Genomic DNA, 16892 nt, shown 5'->3' with positions numbered 1-16892 from the left:
CGCAGGAGAGCACGATGTCGACCACGGTGACCCCTTCCGCTTCCCCGGTATCGAGCGGCAACGCGGGCCGCGTCGTGCGTTTTCTGGCGACGCGCGTCGGCTTGTCGCTGATCACGCTGTGGCTGTTGTCGGTGATCGTGTTCGCGGGCGGACAACTTCTGCCCGGCGATATCGGCCGCGCAGTGCTCGGCCCGCTCGCCGATGCGCGCGCGGTCGCCGCTCTCAATCATCAACTCGGCGCGGACCGGCCGCTCATGACGCAATACGCCGAGTGGATTTCGCATTTCGTGCGCGGCGATATGGGGCTCTCCTATGCGTATCGCGAGCCGGTCGGGCCGTTTATCGCCGAGGCGCTCGCGCATTCCGCCAAGCTCGGCTTGCTGGCGTTCATCGTGGTCGTGCCGCTCGGCATTGCGGGCGGCGTGTGGTCGGCCATGCACGCGGGACGCTGGCTCGATCGCACGATCAGCATTGCCGGATTATCGGCGACAGTTGTGCCGGAATTCGTTTCGTCGATCGTGCTGATTCTCGTGTTCGGCGTGTGGCTGCGCTGGCTGCCGATCGAAGCGTCGTATCCGCCCGAAGCGAGCGCACTCGAACAGCTGCGTCATCTGGTGCTGCCGGTGCTGCCGCTCGTGCTGGTGTTCTTCGGCTACATCGCGAGAATGGCGCGCGCCGGCACCGTCGAAGCACTCGATGCGGACTACACGCGCACCGCGATTCTCAAAGGCCTGCCGCGCCATATCGTGATCTGGCGGCACGTGTTGCGCAATGCGCTGCTGCCCACCATCACGGTCGCCGCCACGCAACTCGGCTATATGATCGGCGGCCTCGTGGTGGTCGAGACGCTGTTCCACTATCAGGGCATCGGCTCGCTAATCTACAACGCCGCCAAGGCCAAGGACTTTCCGATGCTCGAAGCAGGCGTGCTGACCATCGGCGTGGTCTACACCGTCGCCAATCTCGTCGCCGATGCGCTCCATGTGCTGCTGAATCCGCGGCTGCGGGTGAGGAGCGCCGAATGAGCACGATCGTTCCGCCGACTCCACGCGCCGCTGCCGAGCCGCGCTTCGACCAGTTGCGCGTGCTGCTGCGCTCACCCACCTTCGTGGTGGGCGTGGTGATCGTTGCGTGGTGGATCGTCTGCGCCATCGCCGGGCAGTGGATCGTGCGCATCGATCCGTACGCATCCGATCCGCTCAATTCGCTAACGCCGCCCGACAGCACGCACTGGTTCGGCACCGATCAACTCGGGCGCGACGTGTTCTCGCGCGTGATCGTCGGTGCGCGCGACATTCTCACCATCGCGCCGCTCGCGACCTTGCTCGGCACGATAGCGGGTACAGCACTCGGGTTGATCGTCGGCTACTTCGAAGGCTGGGTCGACAACGTGGTCGGACGCGCGATCGACGCCGTGCTCGCGCTGCCGCTCGTGATCGTCGCGCTGCTCGCGCTCGCCGCGGTTGGCGCGTCGAACTTCACCGTGATCCTCGTGATCGGCATCACCTTTACGCCCATCACCGCGCGCACCGTGCGCGCCGCCGTGTTCGCTGAACGGCATCTCGACTACGTCGCCGCGGCGCAACTGCGCGGCGAACGCGCGCCCTACATCATGTTCGCCGAGATTCTGCCGAATGTGCTGCCGCCCATCATCGTCGAAGCGACGGTGCGGCTCGGTTACGCGATCTTCGCGGTCGCCACGCTATCGTTTCTCGGCTTCGGCATTCAGCCGCCGTCGGCTGACTGGGGTCTCGCGCTGTCCGAGTCGTACACGCTGATGGCGGGCGGCGCGTGGTGGACCGTGGTGTTCGCGGCCGGCGCGATCGCCAGCCTGGTGGTCGGCGTGAATCTGATCGCCGACAGCGTGCAAGGCGTGCTCGACCGATGAACGGCCCGCCGCCCTCCTCGTTCCCCGCCTTCGACGTCTCGAAGAGCGATCGCACGGACGCGCTGACCGTCGTCGGGCTGACGGTCACGTACCGCATGCGCGGACGCGATCGCGAAGTGCTGCAGGACATTTCGTTTCGCGTGCGGCGTGGCGAGGCGTACGGTCTGGTCGGCGAGTCCGGTTGCGGCAAGTCGACGGTGGCGATGGCGGCGCTGCGCTATCTGCCGCGCAACGGCAAAGTGAAGGCGGGCAAGATCATCATCGCCGGCGAGGACGTGCAGAAGCTCAACGCCGACGCTTTGCGCAACATGCGCGCGAATGCGATTTCGATGGTCTATCAGGATCCGGGACGCGCGTTGAATCCGTCGCTCACGATCGCGCGCCAGGTCTCCGAAGCGTTTGAAGCCACCGGCGTCGCACGCGACGAAGCATTGCGGCGCACGCACGAGATGCTACAGCGCGTACGCATCGCATCGCCCGAGCGGGTGATGGAGAGTTATCCGCATCAACTGTCGGGCGGCATGCAACAGCGCGTGGTGATCGCCATGGCGCTCGCCTCTAACCCCGCGCTGCTGATTCTCGACGAACCGACCACCGGCCTCGACGCGACCGTCGAAGCGGAAGTGCTCGACCTCGTCGCGCAGTTGCGCAAGGAACTCGGCACAGCGGTGCTCTTCATCAGCCACAACCTCGCGGTGATCGGGCGGATGTGCGAACGCGTCGGCGTGCTTTACGCGGGCAAACTGGTCGAGGAAGGCGCGACGCAAGATGTTTTCACGCGTCCGCGCCATCCCTATACGGTCGGACTGTTACGCTGCTTGCCCACGGCCGGGCGCAGCAAGGACAGCGAGCGGCTCGACACGATCGCCGGTAGTCTGCCCTCGCCGGGTTCGGTCACGCAGGGCTGCATTTACGCGGACCGCTGCCGCCTCGCCGACGACCGCTGCCGCCGTGAAGCGCCGCCGCCGTATCGCGTGAGCGCCGCGCGCGGCGATCAGATGTCGCGTTGCCATTATCACGAACGCGCGATCGAATTGCCCCGTGCGAGCGCGGAAGCCTTGCCCGCGCGCAATGGTGCGTCGATCGACGGCAAGCCTCCTGCTCTTGTGCTGCGTGCAGAAAAACTCTCGAAGACATTTCACGTGTCCGGCGCCCCGCTGCGCGCAGTCGACAATGTTTCAATCGATCTCGCTAGCGGCGAAACGCTGGGCCTCGTAGGCGAATCGGGCAGTGGCAAGACGACGCTCGCCAAGCTGATGCTCGGCCTGCTCACGCCGGACGCGGGCAGCGTGCTCGAACTGGACGGCGCGCCGCTCGCCGCGCGCGTCACGCGGCGCAACAACGATCAGGTCAAGTCGCTGCAGATCGTGTTTCAGAATCCGGACTCCGCGCTCAATCGGGCGCATTCGGTGAAACGGCTGATCGGCCGCGCGCTGTCGCGGCTCACCGCGCTGCGTGGGCCGGCCATCGATGAACGGCTCGCCACGTTGACGGCCGCCGTGCGCTTGCCGGAGCGCTATCTCGGCTCGCGCACGCGGCAACTGTCCGGCGGGCTCAAACAGCGGGTGGCGATTGCCCGCGCGTTTGCCGGCGAGCCGCGCGTGGTGGTCTGCGACGAACCGACTTCCGCGCTCGACGTCTCCGTGCAGGCCGCAATCCTGAACCTGCTCGCCGATCTGCAACGCGAGCGGGGCGTCAGTTACGTTTTCATCTCGCATGACCTGCATGTGGTTCGCTATCTGTCGGATCGCATCGCGGTGCTGTATCTGGGCAGGCTGCTGGAAATCGGACCGGCTGCGGCTGTGTTCGAGGGACCGCATCATCCTTATACGGAAGCGTTGCTGTCCTCGGTGCCGACACTCGACGGTCGCGGTGGCGCGACCCGCATCCGCTTGTCCGGCGATTTGCCGAGCGCGGCATCGCCGCCGTCCGGCTGCGTGTTTCACACGCGCTGCCCGCGCAAACTCGGCGCGATCTGCGAACAGCAGGACCCGCCGTTCGTCGATGCCGGCGAAGGCAAGGCCACAACGCCGTCCGCGCATCGAATCCGCTGCCACATCCCCGTCGACGAATTGCGCGCGCTGCAAACCGCTTCGCGCGACGATGCGGGAAAAGTCGCGGGCAAGGTCCCTGACAACGGTTCGGAAAACGCGCCCGAGAACGCCGGGCGTAACGAATAACACGGCATGGCGCGGCATCGAGGCCGCGCGTTTCATCGCCGAAACGTTTTCCTGTGTTTTTTCAGCGTGCGCATCGCACATCCCTATCCCACACCTGTTGGCGCAAGGCTTTCCGGCCAATGGCATGGATATCGCTAAGTACTGACCAGACGTCGCGATGCAATGCTTGGCAACGGAGGGTAAAGCCGTGATCGGGCAAGCGTGCGGAAACGCTAGCCCACACACCGGCTACGCAGCCGGGAAGATAACGATGAGTGGTTGACCGACATCGGCAAGACAACCTCGGGGGACGACGAGGCCCGCTTACAGACAGGCCCGCCGCGGCAGACTCAGCGTGAGAGATGGCGGCAACGAGGTGTCGTCGTTCCCTCGGGAGAGACGCGATGAAAACCATAAGATTCAATCAGTACTACTGCGGGGTTATTCGAAGTGCGGCGATCGTAGCGGGTGTCGTTGCTCTGACGACTCAGGTCGCGTATCCGGCCTCGACGGATATGATCCCCAAATGGATGGTGCTCGCCGACGCGCCGCTGCCCGCCAGCGCCCTGCAGGGCACAGCGCAACTCGCGCAGAACGACGGCGTGGCGCCGGGTGGTTCGGCGACCGGCGCAGCAACCGGCGAGCCGACCGCCGCCGACGACGCCGCCCTGGTGTTTCAACCGCATGACTGCAGCGGCGCCAACGTTAGTGGATGCGCGCCTCACGGCGGCGGCAGCGGCAGTAACGGCGCGGCGAGTTCGGGCAACGGTGGCGCCGGTTCGAATAGCGGCGCGAGCGGTTCGGGCAGCGGCAACTCCGGTGCAAGTGCAAGCGGCAAAGGGGGTGGCGGCAGGAGTGGTAATGGGGGCAGCGGTGGTGGTAGCAGCGGCGGTGGAAGCAGTGGCGGTGGAAGCGGCGGTGGTAGCAGCGGTGGTAGCAGCGGTGGTAGCAGCGGCGGCCGCAGCGGCGGCTGCGGTTGCGGAGGCTCCAGCGGCGGCGGCGGCGGCGGCGCAGGTGGCGGTAAAGGTGGTGGCTTTGGCGGTGGTTTCGGCGGTGGTAAAGGTGGTGGTTTTGGCGGCGGCTTCGGTGGCGGTTTCGGCGGAGGCTTTGGCGGAGGCTTCGGCGGCGGTCACGGGGGCAAGGGTGGCGGCGGTAACGGTGGTGGCAATGGTGGAGGGAACGGGCACTAGCAATCGCCCGGTCTCTGGTTGGGGTGCCCCCGCGCCTTAACCTCACCCGTGTCACGTTCCGGTTTATCGTTCGCTGTCCGCCGGCATCGGCGGTGATGTCTCGATCCCCCGGTCGAGCGTCACCGCCCGAGGCCGGTCGGTTTGAGCGATCCACGTAAGCGGGGCGATAACCCGTGGCGACGCGGATTCGGACCGCACACTCAAACCGCGCACGCCGAAGCGCTCGCAGGCGGCTATAACTCGAACAATCGGCCGCCCGTGCGCGCGCAACCGGAACCAAACCGAAGCGATCGCCTCATATCAGATTCAACGTTCGATATGAGGGCACCACAACATGCAACGAAACGTCCCCCCCTCCGCGGCACGCGCGGTCACCGGCCTGTTGATGGCCGCCGCGCTCAGCCTCGCATCGCTCGCTCATGCGCAAACGGCAGCGCAAACAGCGCCGGCGGCGCAGCCGCTCTCGCCGACTTTGTCACAAGCCGCACCGCCGGTCGATCCCACCTTCTCCGCCTATTCGCTCGCGCAAACCTGCAAGCAGAAGAACGACAACGTCGCGCAAGGCCAATGCGTCGGCGCGATTCGCGGCATCATCCACGGCTATCAGTACGGCGTGCTATTCCTCAGTCAGCGCACCGCCTTGCCGGCCAATGAAACGCAGCGCGTGTCGCTGTGCCTGCGCAATACGCAGGTGTCGTCGATCGTCGACGAATTCGTCACGGACGCCGCCCAGGTCAACGAGGATTCGCTCAAGCACACGCCCGCGGAAGTCGCGGTGCTCGGCTCCGTGCACATGCACCACGGCTGCAATTGACGAGGCGCGCGCGGCGCCTCGCCGCGCTTACAGCATTTCGAGCGGACGCTTGCCGCGCGGCGGCTTGAAATAGGCGTCGATAGCGGCCAATTCGTCGGCGCCGAGTTGCAGTTGCGACGCGCGATGATTGTCACGTACGTGCTCGACGCGCCCCGCCTTCGGAATCGCGAACACGCCGGGCTGGCGCAGCACCCATGCGAGCGCGATCTGGAACACCGAGACGCCGCACGCGTCGGCGATATCGTCGAGCGGCGAGCGCTTCGGCAGTCGCGCGTGATCGACCGGGCTGTACGCCATGGCCGGCATCTTGCGCGCGGCAAGCCACGGCAGCAGATCGAACTCCGGCCCGCGACGTGCCACGTTATAGAGAATCTGATTGGTCGCGCAAGCATCGCCGCCCGGCGTGGCGACGAGTTCTTCCATGTCCTCGGTGTCGAAGTTGCTGACGCCCCAATGGCGGATCTTACCGGCCCGGCGCAACGCCTCGAAGCCCTCGACCGTTTCCGCGAGCGGCACCGAGCCGCGCCAGTGCAGCAGATACAGATCGAGTTGCTCCGTCTTCAAGCGCTTGAGGCTCTGCTCGCAAGCCGCGATCACGCCGCGCCGGCTGGCGTTGTGCGGATACACCTTGCTGACCAGAAACACCTTGTCGCGCAAGCCGGCCAGCGCAACGCCCAGCAGCGATTCAGTCGCGCCGTCGCCGTACATTTCCGCCGTATCGATCAACGTCATGCCGAGTTCGATGCCGCAACGCAACGCGTCGATTTCAGCGGCACGGCGCGCCGGCATTTCACCCATCTCCCAGGTGCCCTGCCCCAGTTTCGGAATGCGCTCGCCGTCGCGCAGGCTTACGCTTGCGATGTCGCTCGTCATGCTGACTCCTCGAAGTGGCTCAATGGTCGGCAATGCCGCTGCGCAGACGAATGCGCGGCGCATGCCACGAAAATCATAGCGACGAGTTTAGCGGTTCAATGGGCATTCGATTGGCCACCAGGCAAAAGCCCGCTATAACACAGCGCGCCGATGTCATAGAATTGCCGCTTGCCCTTCTTGCGTGAGCTCCATGACCTCTGCCTCGGAAGACCGCTGGCGCGACCTGCGCCCGGACCCGGAAAACGACACGCCGCTATATCTGCAACTGGCTCGCAAACTCGGCGCCGCCATCCACGAGAACCGCTGGAACGCGGGTGAGGCGCTGCCCTCGGAGCGCGTGCTGTCCGAGGCGCTGGGCGTATCGCGGATCACTTCGCGCAAGGCGATTGCGTTGCTGGTCGAGCAGGGGTTGATTCGACGCACTCAGGGCGCGGGCAGTTTCATCACACCACGCTACGAAGATCCGCTATCGCGTCTATCGAGCTTTAGCGAAATGCTGCGGAGACGAGGCTTTACGCCGAGTTCGAAGTGGCTGTCGCGAGAAATTTTGCCGGCCAATCGCGACGAGGTGATTCAGCTCGGTTTGTCGCCGGCAGCGGCGGTGACGCGGTTGCGGCGCTTGCGGATGGCCGACGGCATTGTGATGGCCGTCGAGAACTCCACATTTCCGGCCGCGGTGATTCCCGATCCTCAGGCGATCGGCGATTCGCTGTATACGTATCTGGAGAATCGTGGACTGACGATTGTCCGCGCCTTGCAGCATTTCCGCGCGGTGAACGCGAGCGAGGAAATCGCGCAGCAGATGAGCATCGCGCCGAACGAAGCACTGCTGTTGATCACGCGTGTGGGCTACACCGCCGATCAGCGGGCGATCGAATTGACCGATACGTACTGCCGCAATGATTACTACGACTTTGTCGCGGAGTTGAGGAAGTAGATGTTCTTTTGCGCTGTGTGCGGGGCATGCCGTGGTTGTGTGTCGGCACACGCCGCGCCGCAGGCAGCTTACTTAAATTAAAGCCCTTACTCCCACTTAGCCTCATGCGCGCCTACTCGGGTCGGCGGCAGCGCGAAGTACGCGGGCGTCTCGTCCAAAGCCTCGGCCGGTTGCACGCCTAGCACGCGTCCAAACTCCGAATCCATGGTCGTAAGGCAATCGCGCATATCCTCGAGCGTGACGTCGGGCGCTTTCCAGCCCTCGGGAATCTGCCCGAACGACTGCAGCCACCGGCCCGTTTGCGCGAGCGAGACGCGCACATGCCAGCTGCCGCCTTCGGTGGCCCGCCGCGCCAACGCGGCCATCGCGCCGAAAGCCGCCAGATAACCGGTCGCATGATCCAGCGCCTGACACGGCAAATGCTTGGGCTCGTTCCACCCCGCCGCCTGCCGCTCAGTAAAGGCAATCCCACTCGCCGACTGCACCAGGCTATCGAACCCGCGTCGTTGAGCCCACGGCCCCTCGTGCCCATACGCGGACACCGAAACATAGACGATCCCTGGCCGCACACGTGCCAGCTCCTCGGGACCGAAACCGCGCGCGGCCAGCGCTCCCGGGCGATATGCCTGCAGAAATACATCGGCGTCGGCGACGAGGCCGCGCAAAACCTCGCGTCCCGCCGCGTCGCGCAAATCGGCGAGAGCCGAACGCTTGCCGCGCCCGTTGTCAATCACTAGCGGTGCGATATTCGGCAGATGCGGCCCGTTGATCATCAACACGTCCGCGCCATGCTGCGCGAGCGCCCGCCCGGCCACCGGCCCGGCAATGATGCGCGACAGATCCAGCACCCGCACGCCCGCCAGCGGCCGATTCGCGCTGCCCTCACGCGGCGGCTCGGCCGGCGCGTCGCCGATGCGCTCGATCTCGAAGAGCGGCAAGCCCGCAATTGCTTTCGCCTGATCGAGCGCGGCCCACTCGTCGGGCGTGCGAATCAACGCTGCGCAGAGGCCGGCGTCAGCGAGCGTCTGGTCGAGCGCCGCGCCGTCCCACTTGCGAATCGCGCCGGCCACAGCAGCAGGATCGTTCTCGCAACCGAGCACCTGCAAGACACCCCAAAGGTGATGCGCGAAATTCGTGTGCAGTTGAATCCAGCGGCCGTCGCGCGTCTCGTAGAAACCCGTCACCGGATCGCGCAAGGCGGGCGGCGGCCCGTCATCGACACGCAAGTAGCGCTCGCTGCGAAACGACGCCAGCGCGCGCCGCATTTCCACCGTCACGTGCTGCCTGCGTCCGGTGCGCAACCGCTGGTATTCGGCCGCCGCAAGGCCGGTCGCGGCGATGCTCGCCGAGGCCAGGCTGCCGACCCGGTAGACCGACGGCAAGCCCGGATCGGCGCCGGTCAGCGTGACGGAGTGCAGCGCGGTCGGATCGCAACCGGCGAGTGTCCAGATATGTTTGAGAGCGAGTTCGGGTGTCATGTCGTCCGTAGCAAAGCAGGAAGAAGTGAACCGAGTCTAGAATTCCGCCTCGTCGCAATCAATCTTGATTATGATAATCAATATATATTGATTTCTTCGGTTTCCGCGCCTTTCCATGCCGACCTCGAATTCCCTGACCGCCGCTGAAGCCGCCGCGACACTCGGCATCAGCTTGCCCACGCTCTACGCGTATGTGAGCCGCGGCATGCTGAGTTCGTCGCCGGATGCGCAGGGCAAGCATCGTCTGTACGACGCCGGCGAAGTGCGACGCCTCGCGCGCCGCAAGGAAGACGGCAAGCGCGCGGGCAAGGTCGCGCAGAAGGTGCTGGACTGGGGCGTGCCAGTGCTCGAATCGTCCATCACACTGGTCGCCGATGGGCGTCTGCTGTATCGCGGACACGATGCGATGGAACTGGCGCAAAGCGCGTCGCTCGAGGACGTCGCGGCGCTACTGTGGGAATGCAGCGCAAGGCGCATTGCCGATGCGCCGGCCGTGCCGTTCGCCACCGCTCAATGGGCCGCGTGGCTCAAGCTCTGGGGCGACAGCACGCCGCTCGATCGCGCGCTCGTGCTGTTGCCGGCCGCCGCGGCGCAAATGCCGCGAGTGTGGGCACTCGGCCGCGATGCGCAACTCGATACGGCCTGCGCCGTCATGCGCCTGCTGGCCGCCGCGATGATCTCGGCAGCGCCGTCGAACGAACCGCTGCATCGGCAATTGGCTTTGGCGTGGCATGTACGTAACCGCCAGCAGGCCGGCTTGCTGCGCGCGGCGCTGGTGGCCTGCGCGGATCATGAGTTGAATGCGTCGACCTTCACGGTGCGCTGCATCACGTCGACGGGGACGCACTTGTTCGGCGCGGTGGCGGGCGGTCTCGCCGCTTTGTCGGGCCCGCGGCACGGCGGCGAAACGGTGCGCATCGCCGCGCTGCTCGAAGAAGCGTCGCGCGCGCCCGATCTCGACCGTTATCTGGCGAATCGTCTCGCCCGCGTCGAACACGGCGCGCACGGACCGGTGCTGTCGGGCTTCGGTCATCCGCTTTATCCTGACGGCGACCCGCGGGCGCGGCTGTTGTTGGCCATGCTCGCCGACTGCGCGCCGGCGCGTTCGCCGTTGCCTGAAGTGCTGGGACTGGTGCGCACGGTGCGCGATACGACCGGCGCGGAGCCGACTGTGGACTTCGCGCTCGCCGCCATCGAGCGAGTGCTGGCGTTGCCGGCCGGCGCCGCCTTCACGCTGTTCGCGGTCGGCCGGGTGGTCGGCTGGATTGCGCACGCCATGGAGCAGACACGCGACGGCCGCTTGATCCGGCCGCGCGCGCGTTACATCGGGGAATATGAAGCTGCCGGGCCGGACTGAGGCGCCGCGAACCCGGCTGATTCGCTCGACGAATCGTCAGGCCGCGCCGAGCCAGCGTGGCAGCCAGTTCAAGACCGGCGAGCCCAGCATCGGCTTCGTTGCAGCGCGTTCGGAGCCGCTCGCCAGCGCAAAGCGCGCGCCGGCCTGCCCCGCGCTGATCCACGCCACCGCCCGGCGCGGCAGTTCGATCGACTCGCCGGTAGCGAGCCAGTGATCCTCGCTGTCGCCTTCGATAGTCAGCCAGATCTCGCCCGAGATCACCTTGAAGATCGACGGACGCGCGACACGCCAGGCCGCCGCGGGCTCGCCATGTTCCAATTCGAAAATCCGGACTTCACGCATCGCTCTCTCCTTCAAAGAACTTTTCTGTTGTACCGATTATTGACGTGTGATGATCGGATACCCATGCACAGTTCCGAACACTTCCATCGGAACTGTTCAGTCGAAAAACCGGACAGTTAGCGCGGGCGGCGGGTTTTTTAGCGCAGAGTTTGGGCGCATCCGGTCCGCGGTTCGGTAAAGGAGGATCCTCATGAAACTCGAAATCCAGCTCGATCGGGACAACGGCGTGCCGCTGACCGAGCAGATCGTCACCGGCGTCACGACGTGGATCCGCTCGCGCATCGCTCATCCCGGTTCGAAGCTACCGTCGATTCGCCAGTTCGCCGCCGACTACGGCGTGAGCCGCTTTCCGGTGATCGAGGCTTACGACCGGCTGGTGTCGCTCGGCTACGTCGACTCGCGCCACGGCTCCGGCTTCTATGTCGCCGACCGCCAGCCGGCGGGCACGCAGTCCCAGGGCACCTCGGACCCTCGCCGCGCCGAGGACGAGTCGGACCATCTCCTGCAGCAGTTCAACCATCCGGGCGAAACGCTCAAGCTCGGCAGCGGCTTCATCCCTGAAGCGTGGCGCGACACGGACAGCATCGCGCAGGCAATCCGTCACGTGTCGCGCACCGATCCCGCCAGCATGGTCGATTACGCTACCCCGCTCGGCAACCTGACTTTGCGCGAGCATCTGCAAAGCCGCATCGGCCAGTTGGGGATTCAGGCTGACACGTCGCAGATCCTCATCACCAATGGCGCCAGCCAGGCATTCGATCTGCTGTTGCGCTACATGCTCAAGGCAGGCGACACGATCTTTGTCGAAGACCCCGGTTACTACAACCTCTACGGTCTGCTGAAGCTGCACGGCGTGAAACTGATCGGCATTCCGCGCACGCGCAACGGTCCCGATCTGGAAGTGATGCAGGAGCAGTTGAAGACACACCGGCCCAAGTTGCTGTTCATCAACACGGTGTTCCACAATCCGACGGGCACCACCGTGGCACCGCCGGTGGCTTTCCGGCTATTGCAGCTGGCGCGCGAGCACGGATTCTCGATCATCGAGGACGACATCTACGCCGATTTTCAGACCGACATTACCGATCGCCTCGCCACCCTCGACCAGCTCGAACACGTGATCTATGTGGGCGGGCTGTCGAAGACGCTGTCGTCGTCGCTGAGGATCGGCTGTGTGGTCGCGAGCCACGCGATCATCAAGGATCTGGTCGACATCAAGATGCTGACTAGCATCGGCGGCTCGCGTTTTGCCGAGGCGGTCGCCGTGGCGATGCTGGAGCGCGGCGCGTATCGCAAGTATCTGGAGCGTCTGCGCCGGCGTATGCGCGATGCACTCGGCTCGACCATTCAGACTCTCGAGGACGCCGGCTGGGAAATTTTCGACAAGCCCGTGGGCGGGAAATTCGTTTGGGCTCGCGTGCCGCATGTCGCCAATGCGGAACGGCTGGTGGAGTGCGGCGTGCCGTTGGGCGTGACCGTCGCGCCGGGCAACTACTTCCGGCCGAATATGGAAGTGAGTCCGTGGACGAGGATTCACATCGCATTCGGTAACGACCCGCGTGCGCAGGCGTTCTTTCGCGCGGCGGCGGCGTTGCCGGCGTCGGAGTGAGTGCGGGCTGGTTGCGGTTGGCGGTTGGGTTGCGTTGGCTATGTGAGGCGCATGGTTGAGTGGCCCGCCTGACCATGGCGCCCGCTGCGCCGACCCGCGCTTTTCCCTAGAATAGCGAGTCCCACCCCGTCCCCTGCGCGCCTAGCCGCCCTCCATGTCCACGCCGACTCCGCCCGCCATCACGCCCAGTACGTCCAGTACACCTTCGCCCCGCTCGCTCACCGTGATGCTGTGGGTCGTCGCCACCGGCTTCTTCATGCAGACGCTCGACTCGACCATCGTCAACACCGCGCTCCCCGCGATGGCGACGAGCCTCGGCGAGTTGCCGCTGCGCATGCAATCGGTGGTGATCGCCTATTCGCTGACGATGGCCGTGATGATCCCGGTGTCCGGCTGGCTCGCCGACAAGCTCGGCACGCGCCGCGTGTTCTTCAGCGCGATCCTCGTGTTCGCGGTCGCCTCGTTGCTGTGCGCGAACGCGCACACGCTGAATCAACTCGTGGCCTTCCGCATCATGCAGGGCGTGGGCGGCGCGATGCTGCTGCCGGTCGGACGGCTCGCGGTGCTGCGCACCTTTCCGGCGGAACGCTATTTGCCGGCGCTCTCGTTCGTGGCGATCCCGGGTCTCATCGGACCGCTGATCGGCCCCACGCTCGGTGGCTGGCTCGTGAAGATCGCCTCGTGGCACTGGATCTTTCTGATCAACGTGCCGGTGGGGATCGTCGGTTGCATCGCCACGTTCATCTACATGCCGGATAGCCGGAATGAACATGTCGGCAAGTTCGACATGAAAGGCTACCTGCTGCTGATCGTCGGCATGGTGGCGATTTCGTTCGCGCTCGACGGCCGTACTGAGTTCGGCATTCAGCACGCCACAGTGCTCGTGTTGCTGATCCTGAGCCTCGCCTGCTTTGTCGCCTACGGCTTGCACGCCGTGCGCGAGCCCACGCCGATTTTCTCGCTCGACCTCTTCAAGATCCACACCTTCAGCGTCGGCCTGCTCGGCAATCTGTTCGCGCGGATCGGCAGCGGCGCGATGCCCTATCTGATCCCACTGCTATTGCAGGTGAGCCTCGGCTATAGCGCGTTTGAAGCCGGCATGATGATGCTGCCGGTGGCGGCTGCGGGCATGGCGTCCAAACGCCTGGTGACGAGCTTGATCATCAAGCACAGCTATCGACGCGTGCTGATCATCAACACGGTGCTGGTCGGCTTGACCATGGCAAGCTTCGCGCTCACCACCGCGAACCAACCGCTGTGGCTGCGACTCGTGCAACTGGCGTTCTTCGGCGGCGTCAACTCGATCCAGTTCACCGCGATGAACACCTTGACGCTCAAGGACCTGGGCACCGGCGGCGCGAGCAGCGGCAACAGCCTGTTTTCGCTGGTCCAGATGCTGTCGATGAGCCTCGGCGTGACAGTGGCCGGCGCCCTGCTCGCGACCTTCACCGGCCTGCTGCCGCGTGTGACCGCCGCCAATTCGCTGCCCGCGTTTCATGCGACGTTCCTGTGTGTCGGCATCATCACGGCAGGCTCGTCGTGGATCTTTGCGCAACTGTCGCCGGACATCCGCACGCCCGCGAAAAAGACCGATCCTTCCGAACGGACCTGATGTGCGTCTACGCGGCCGCGCGCCCCGCCGCCGACCCGCAACGGGGCGCGGGCCGCACCAGCGAAGTGCGAACCGTCGCGTTCGCACCCGTGCTGGCGCACAATCGTCTTATCTGAGTGTGACAACCGGGCATCCGTGCTGTATTTCCGCATGCGCATAGTTCTTGCTCGCTATCCTGTAAACTCACATTTTGCGCGTGCGATCTTGTGTCGAGCATGCAGGCGCGCAGCCACCTCCACACGACTGACATGATGAGCATGATCGAACTCGATCCTCCCGGCTTCCAGCCACCGCGCCCGATGGCTGGCGACGAAGGCTCCCGGCGCACCGTTCTATACGGCGGCTACACTGTTTTCAGCGTGTTCCAGCCGGTTTTCTCCGTGTCGCACCGGCGCGCAATCGGTTATCACGCATCGCTGCGCGCCCACGACGAACACGCGTTGCAAGTGCCGTCCCACGAGGTTTTCACGCAAGCCGCGCGACGCGGCGACCTGCTCGAACTCGGGCGGCTCGCCGAATCGCTGCATCTGGGCAACTTCAACGCGTTCGACAGTCACGACGAATGGCTCTTCCTGAGCCTGCACCCCGCCGCGCTGATGGACACCAGTTACGGCGACGCGCTGCTCGCCGGCCTCAAGGCACTCGGCCTGCCGCCGCAGCGCGTGGTGCTCGAAGTGTCCGAACAGGCGGGCGGCGAAACCACGCGCTTTGCCGAAATCGTCGACGCACTGCGTAAATCCGGCTTCCTGATCGCGCTCGACGGCTTCGGCGCGAAGCATTCGAATATTGATCGCGTGTGGAATCTGCGGCCGGATATCGTCACGCTCGACCGCTGCATTCTCGCGCAGGCCAGCGAACATTCGCACATTGAGCGCGTGCTGCCGGGCCTCGTCTCGCTGCTGCACGAGTCCGGTCAACTGGTGCTGATGGGCGGCCTGAGCACCGAACGCGACGCGCTGATCGCGCTCGAATGCAACGTGGACTTCGTGCAAGGCGCGTTCTTCGCGGGCCCAAGCGTCGAACCGGTCAAGCCGCAAGCGGCTGCCGGTTTGATGGACTCGCTTTCCGCGGCGCTGCGCGAACGGGTCACCGCTCGTGAACACGCACAATCGGCACGGCTCGCACCGTATGTCACGGCGCTGGAGACGGCCGCCGCGCAACTGGTGGCCGGCGAGTCGGTCGCGCAAGCCACTGCGCCGCTTCTGATGCTCGGCGAGACGGCACGCTGCTTCGTGCTCGATGGGTCGGGCCGGCAGATCGGCGACAACGTGCTCCCGCCGGGGCGCGCCTCGCAACGCGCCAAGCGTTTCCGCCCGCTGCTGCATTCGGAAGGCGCAAGCTGGGAGCGCCGTCCGTACTTTATCCAGGCGATGCGCACACCCGGCCATGTACATCTCACCCCGCCATATCTGTCCATCAACGAAGCGCATCTGTGCGTGACCGCCTCGATCGCCGCGCACACGCCGACGGGCACGCAGGTGCTATGCGTGGACATCAACTGGGAAGTCGCAGCCCACCGCAACTGAGCTCATGGCGCTCTGCTGGATCCGTGCGAGCAGTTGCGTGACTGCCGTGCGGCCCAGCATGCGGTTGGTGGCCCGCAGGCGCGCCGCGCTGGTCACCACGCGCATGGCGACGATCTTCGTGGAACCATTCGCCAGGCTGCTCGTGGACACGTCGAGTACGCCGACGACGTCGCCCTCGAAGAGCAAGGCGATACACAATGTGCCCGCCACCGACACCGTCTCGGCGTTGCTCGCGTGCTCGACGAGCGACGTTACCGTATCCATCCACCCTGCCACCGCCGGTTCAGACGTGCTCACCGGTGCGCACACAGGCGCGTCGCTGACCACTTCCGGCGCATCACTAAAGAGCCGCAATAAGCCGACTCGATCCTGTGCCTCCAACGCCGTGCGCAAGCGCTCCACGATCCGCGCATGCGTTGCGGGATCGACGGGCTCCACCGGCGCACCCGCGCGTTGCAGCCGCGCCTTGGCCCGATGGACGATCTGCCGGCACGCCGCCGGCGTTCGCTCGAGAATGGCCGCGATCTCCGCGTAGTCACAATCAAAGGCTTCGTGCAGGACGAACGCCGCCCGTTCGTCCGGTTTCAGGCGCTCGAGCAGCAGCATCACACCGTAGGACATTTCCGCCGCACGCAAGGCCAGTTCCTCCGCCGATGGCGCCACCTCGTCGAGCCACGGCTCAGGCAACCAGCCGGTGGCCTGCGACGCGCGTTCGCGCTGCACACGCCGCAGCCGGTCGATTGCCACGCGCGTGGTGATCGTGGTGAGCCAGGCGACAGGTATCTGTACCTCCTGCGTGTCCGCGAGGTGCCATTTCAAGCCGACGTCCTGCACCACGTCTTCCGCTTCGGCGCGGCTGCCGAGCATCCGGTACGCCAGCGCGAGCAGGCGGGCGCGCACGGCCTCGAAGCTGGATGCCTTGTCGATTCCTTGTTCCGTCATACGTAGACCTCCAGATCGTGCGTGGTGAAAAGCGCGCGGCGCCCTGCCTGCGAAATGATCCGGGCGCGCGCCGACATCCTGACTCTTTTCGTCTTGACGGCTGGGCATCGAACGATGTGACAGCCTCGCCAAAAAATATTTCTGTCACGTCGCCCGGTGTCGCGT

General features: G+C 65.4%; 14 protein-coding genes. 10 read left to right on the top strand and 4 right to left on the bottom strand.

The annotated features are described in order from the left end of the window. Positions 1 to 14: 14 nt before the first annotated feature. The 5 genes from PQR42_RS10515 (at position 15) to PQR42_RS10495 (ending at position 6051) form a co-directional block, all read left to right on the top strand. Positions 15 to 1025 (top strand): ABC transporter permease, encoded by a 1011-nt coding sequence (locus tag PQR42_RS10515; protein WP_408389609.1) that lies wholly within the window; start codon positions 15 to 17, stop codon positions 1023 to 1025. Further along, entirely contained in the window at positions 1022 to 1888 is an 867-nt protein-coding gene (locus PQR42_RS10510) for an ABC transporter permease (RefSeq protein ID WP_408389611.1), read from the top strand. The genes PQR42_RS10515 and PQR42_RS10510 overlap by 4 nt, the downstream gene beginning before the upstream one ends. Beyond that, on the top strand, positions 1885 to 4068 hold the full coding sequence (locus PQR42_RS10505) for an ABC transporter ATP-binding protein (RefSeq protein WP_408389613.1): 2184 nt from the start codon (positions 1885 to 1887) through the stop codon (positions 4066 to 4068). The genes PQR42_RS10510 and PQR42_RS10505 overlap by 4 nt, the downstream gene beginning before the upstream one ends. 383 nt (positions 4069 to 4451) lie before the next feature. After that, the gene (locus PQR42_RS10500; RefSeq protein ID WP_408493629.1) at positions 4452 to 5237 is read left to right on the top strand and encodes a hypothetical protein; all 786 of its coding nucleotides are present in this window, start codon (positions 4452 to 4454) and stop codon (positions 5235 to 5237) included. Positions 5238 to 5571: 334 nt separating this feature from the next. Continuing rightward, the gene (locus tag PQR42_RS10495; protein WP_408213846.1) at positions 5572 to 6051 is read left to right on the top strand and encodes a hypothetical protein; all 480 of its coding nucleotides are present in this window, start codon (positions 5572 to 5574) and stop codon (positions 6049 to 6051) included. Positions 6052 to 6078: 27 nt separating this feature from the next. Here PQR42_RS10495 and PQR42_RS10490 read toward each other — a convergent pair whose 3' ends face one another. Further along, positions 6079 to 6924 (bottom strand): aldo/keto reductase, encoded by an 846-nt coding sequence (locus PQR42_RS10490; RefSeq protein WP_408391452.1) that lies wholly within the window; start codon positions 6922 to 6924, stop codon positions 6079 to 6081. Positions 6925 to 7114: 190 nt separating this feature from the next. On the opposite strand from PQR42_RS10490, the gene PQR42_RS10485 reads away from it, so the two are divergent. Next, positions 7115 to 7861: a GntR family transcriptional regulator gene (locus tag PQR42_RS10485; protein ID WP_012434145.1), complete on the top strand. Its 747-nt coding sequence runs from the start codon at positions 7115 to 7117 to the stop codon at positions 7859 to 7861. An 86-nt stretch (positions 7862 to 7947) separates the two neighbouring features. Here PQR42_RS10485 and PQR42_RS10480 read toward each other — a convergent pair whose 3' ends face one another. Further along, on the bottom strand, positions 7948 to 9339 hold the full coding sequence (locus PQR42_RS10480) for a CoA transferase (RefSeq protein WP_408391450.1): 1392 nt from the start codon (positions 9337 to 9339) through the stop codon (positions 7948 to 7950). 115 nt (positions 9340 to 9454) lie between these two features. Between PQR42_RS10480 and PQR42_RS10475 the strand changes: the two genes are divergently transcribed. Then, complete coding sequence (locus PQR42_RS10475; protein WP_408391448.1) at positions 9455 to 10696, top strand: citrate/2-methylcitrate synthase; 1242 nt, start codon at positions 9455 to 9457, stop codon at positions 10694 to 10696. A 36-nt stretch (positions 10697 to 10732) separates the two neighbouring features. On the opposite strand, the gene PQR42_RS10470 is transcribed toward PQR42_RS10475, so the two are convergent. After that, positions 10733 to 11038 (bottom strand): DUF2917 domain-containing protein, encoded by a 306-nt coding sequence (locus PQR42_RS10470; RefSeq protein ID WP_408213835.1) that lies wholly within the window; start codon positions 11036 to 11038, stop codon positions 10733 to 10735. A 190-nt stretch (positions 11039 to 11228) separates the two neighbouring features. On the opposite strand from PQR42_RS10470, the gene PQR42_RS10465 reads away from it, so the two are divergent. The 3 genes from PQR42_RS10465 to PQR42_RS10455 all read left to right on the top strand — a co-directional run bounded on the left by PQR42_RS10465 (position 11229) and on the right by PQR42_RS10455 (position 15785). Then, positions 11229 to 12647, top strand: coding sequence for an aminotransferase-like domain-containing protein (locus PQR42_RS10465; protein WP_408391446.1), 1419 nt, complete (start codon positions 11229 to 11231; stop codon positions 12645 to 12647). A gap of 154 nt (positions 12648 to 12801) precedes the next feature. Beyond that, complete coding sequence (gene mdtD / locus PQR42_RS10460; protein WP_408213830.1) at positions 12802 to 14259, top strand: multidrug transporter subunit MdtD; 1458 nt, start codon at positions 12802 to 12804, stop codon at positions 14257 to 14259. Between the two features lie 251 nt (positions 14260 to 14510). Beyond that, positions 14511 to 15785, top strand: a complete 1275-nt coding sequence (locus tag PQR42_RS10455; RefSeq protein WP_132373366.1) for an EAL domain-containing protein — start codon at positions 14511 to 14513, stop codon at positions 15783 to 15785. Here PQR42_RS10455 and PQR42_RS10450 read toward each other — a convergent pair. After that, positions 15741 to 16727 carry a sigma-70 family RNA polymerase sigma factor gene (locus PQR42_RS10450; RefSeq protein WP_408391443.1) on the bottom strand — a complete coding sequence of 329 codons (987 nt, stop codon included), beginning with the start codon at positions 16725 to 16727 and terminating at the stop codon, positions 15741 to 15743. The genes PQR42_RS10455 and PQR42_RS10450 overlap by 45 nt on opposite strands. Positions 16728 to 16892: the final 165 nt, after the last annotated feature.

It is taken from the genome of Paraburkholderia sediminicola (assembly GCF_046027355.1).
GTDB lineage: Bacteria > Pseudomonadota > Gammaproteobacteria > Burkholderiales > Burkholderiaceae > Paraburkholderia > Paraburkholderia sediminicola_B.
This window is presented reverse-complemented; position numbering and strand designations above follow the sequence as displayed.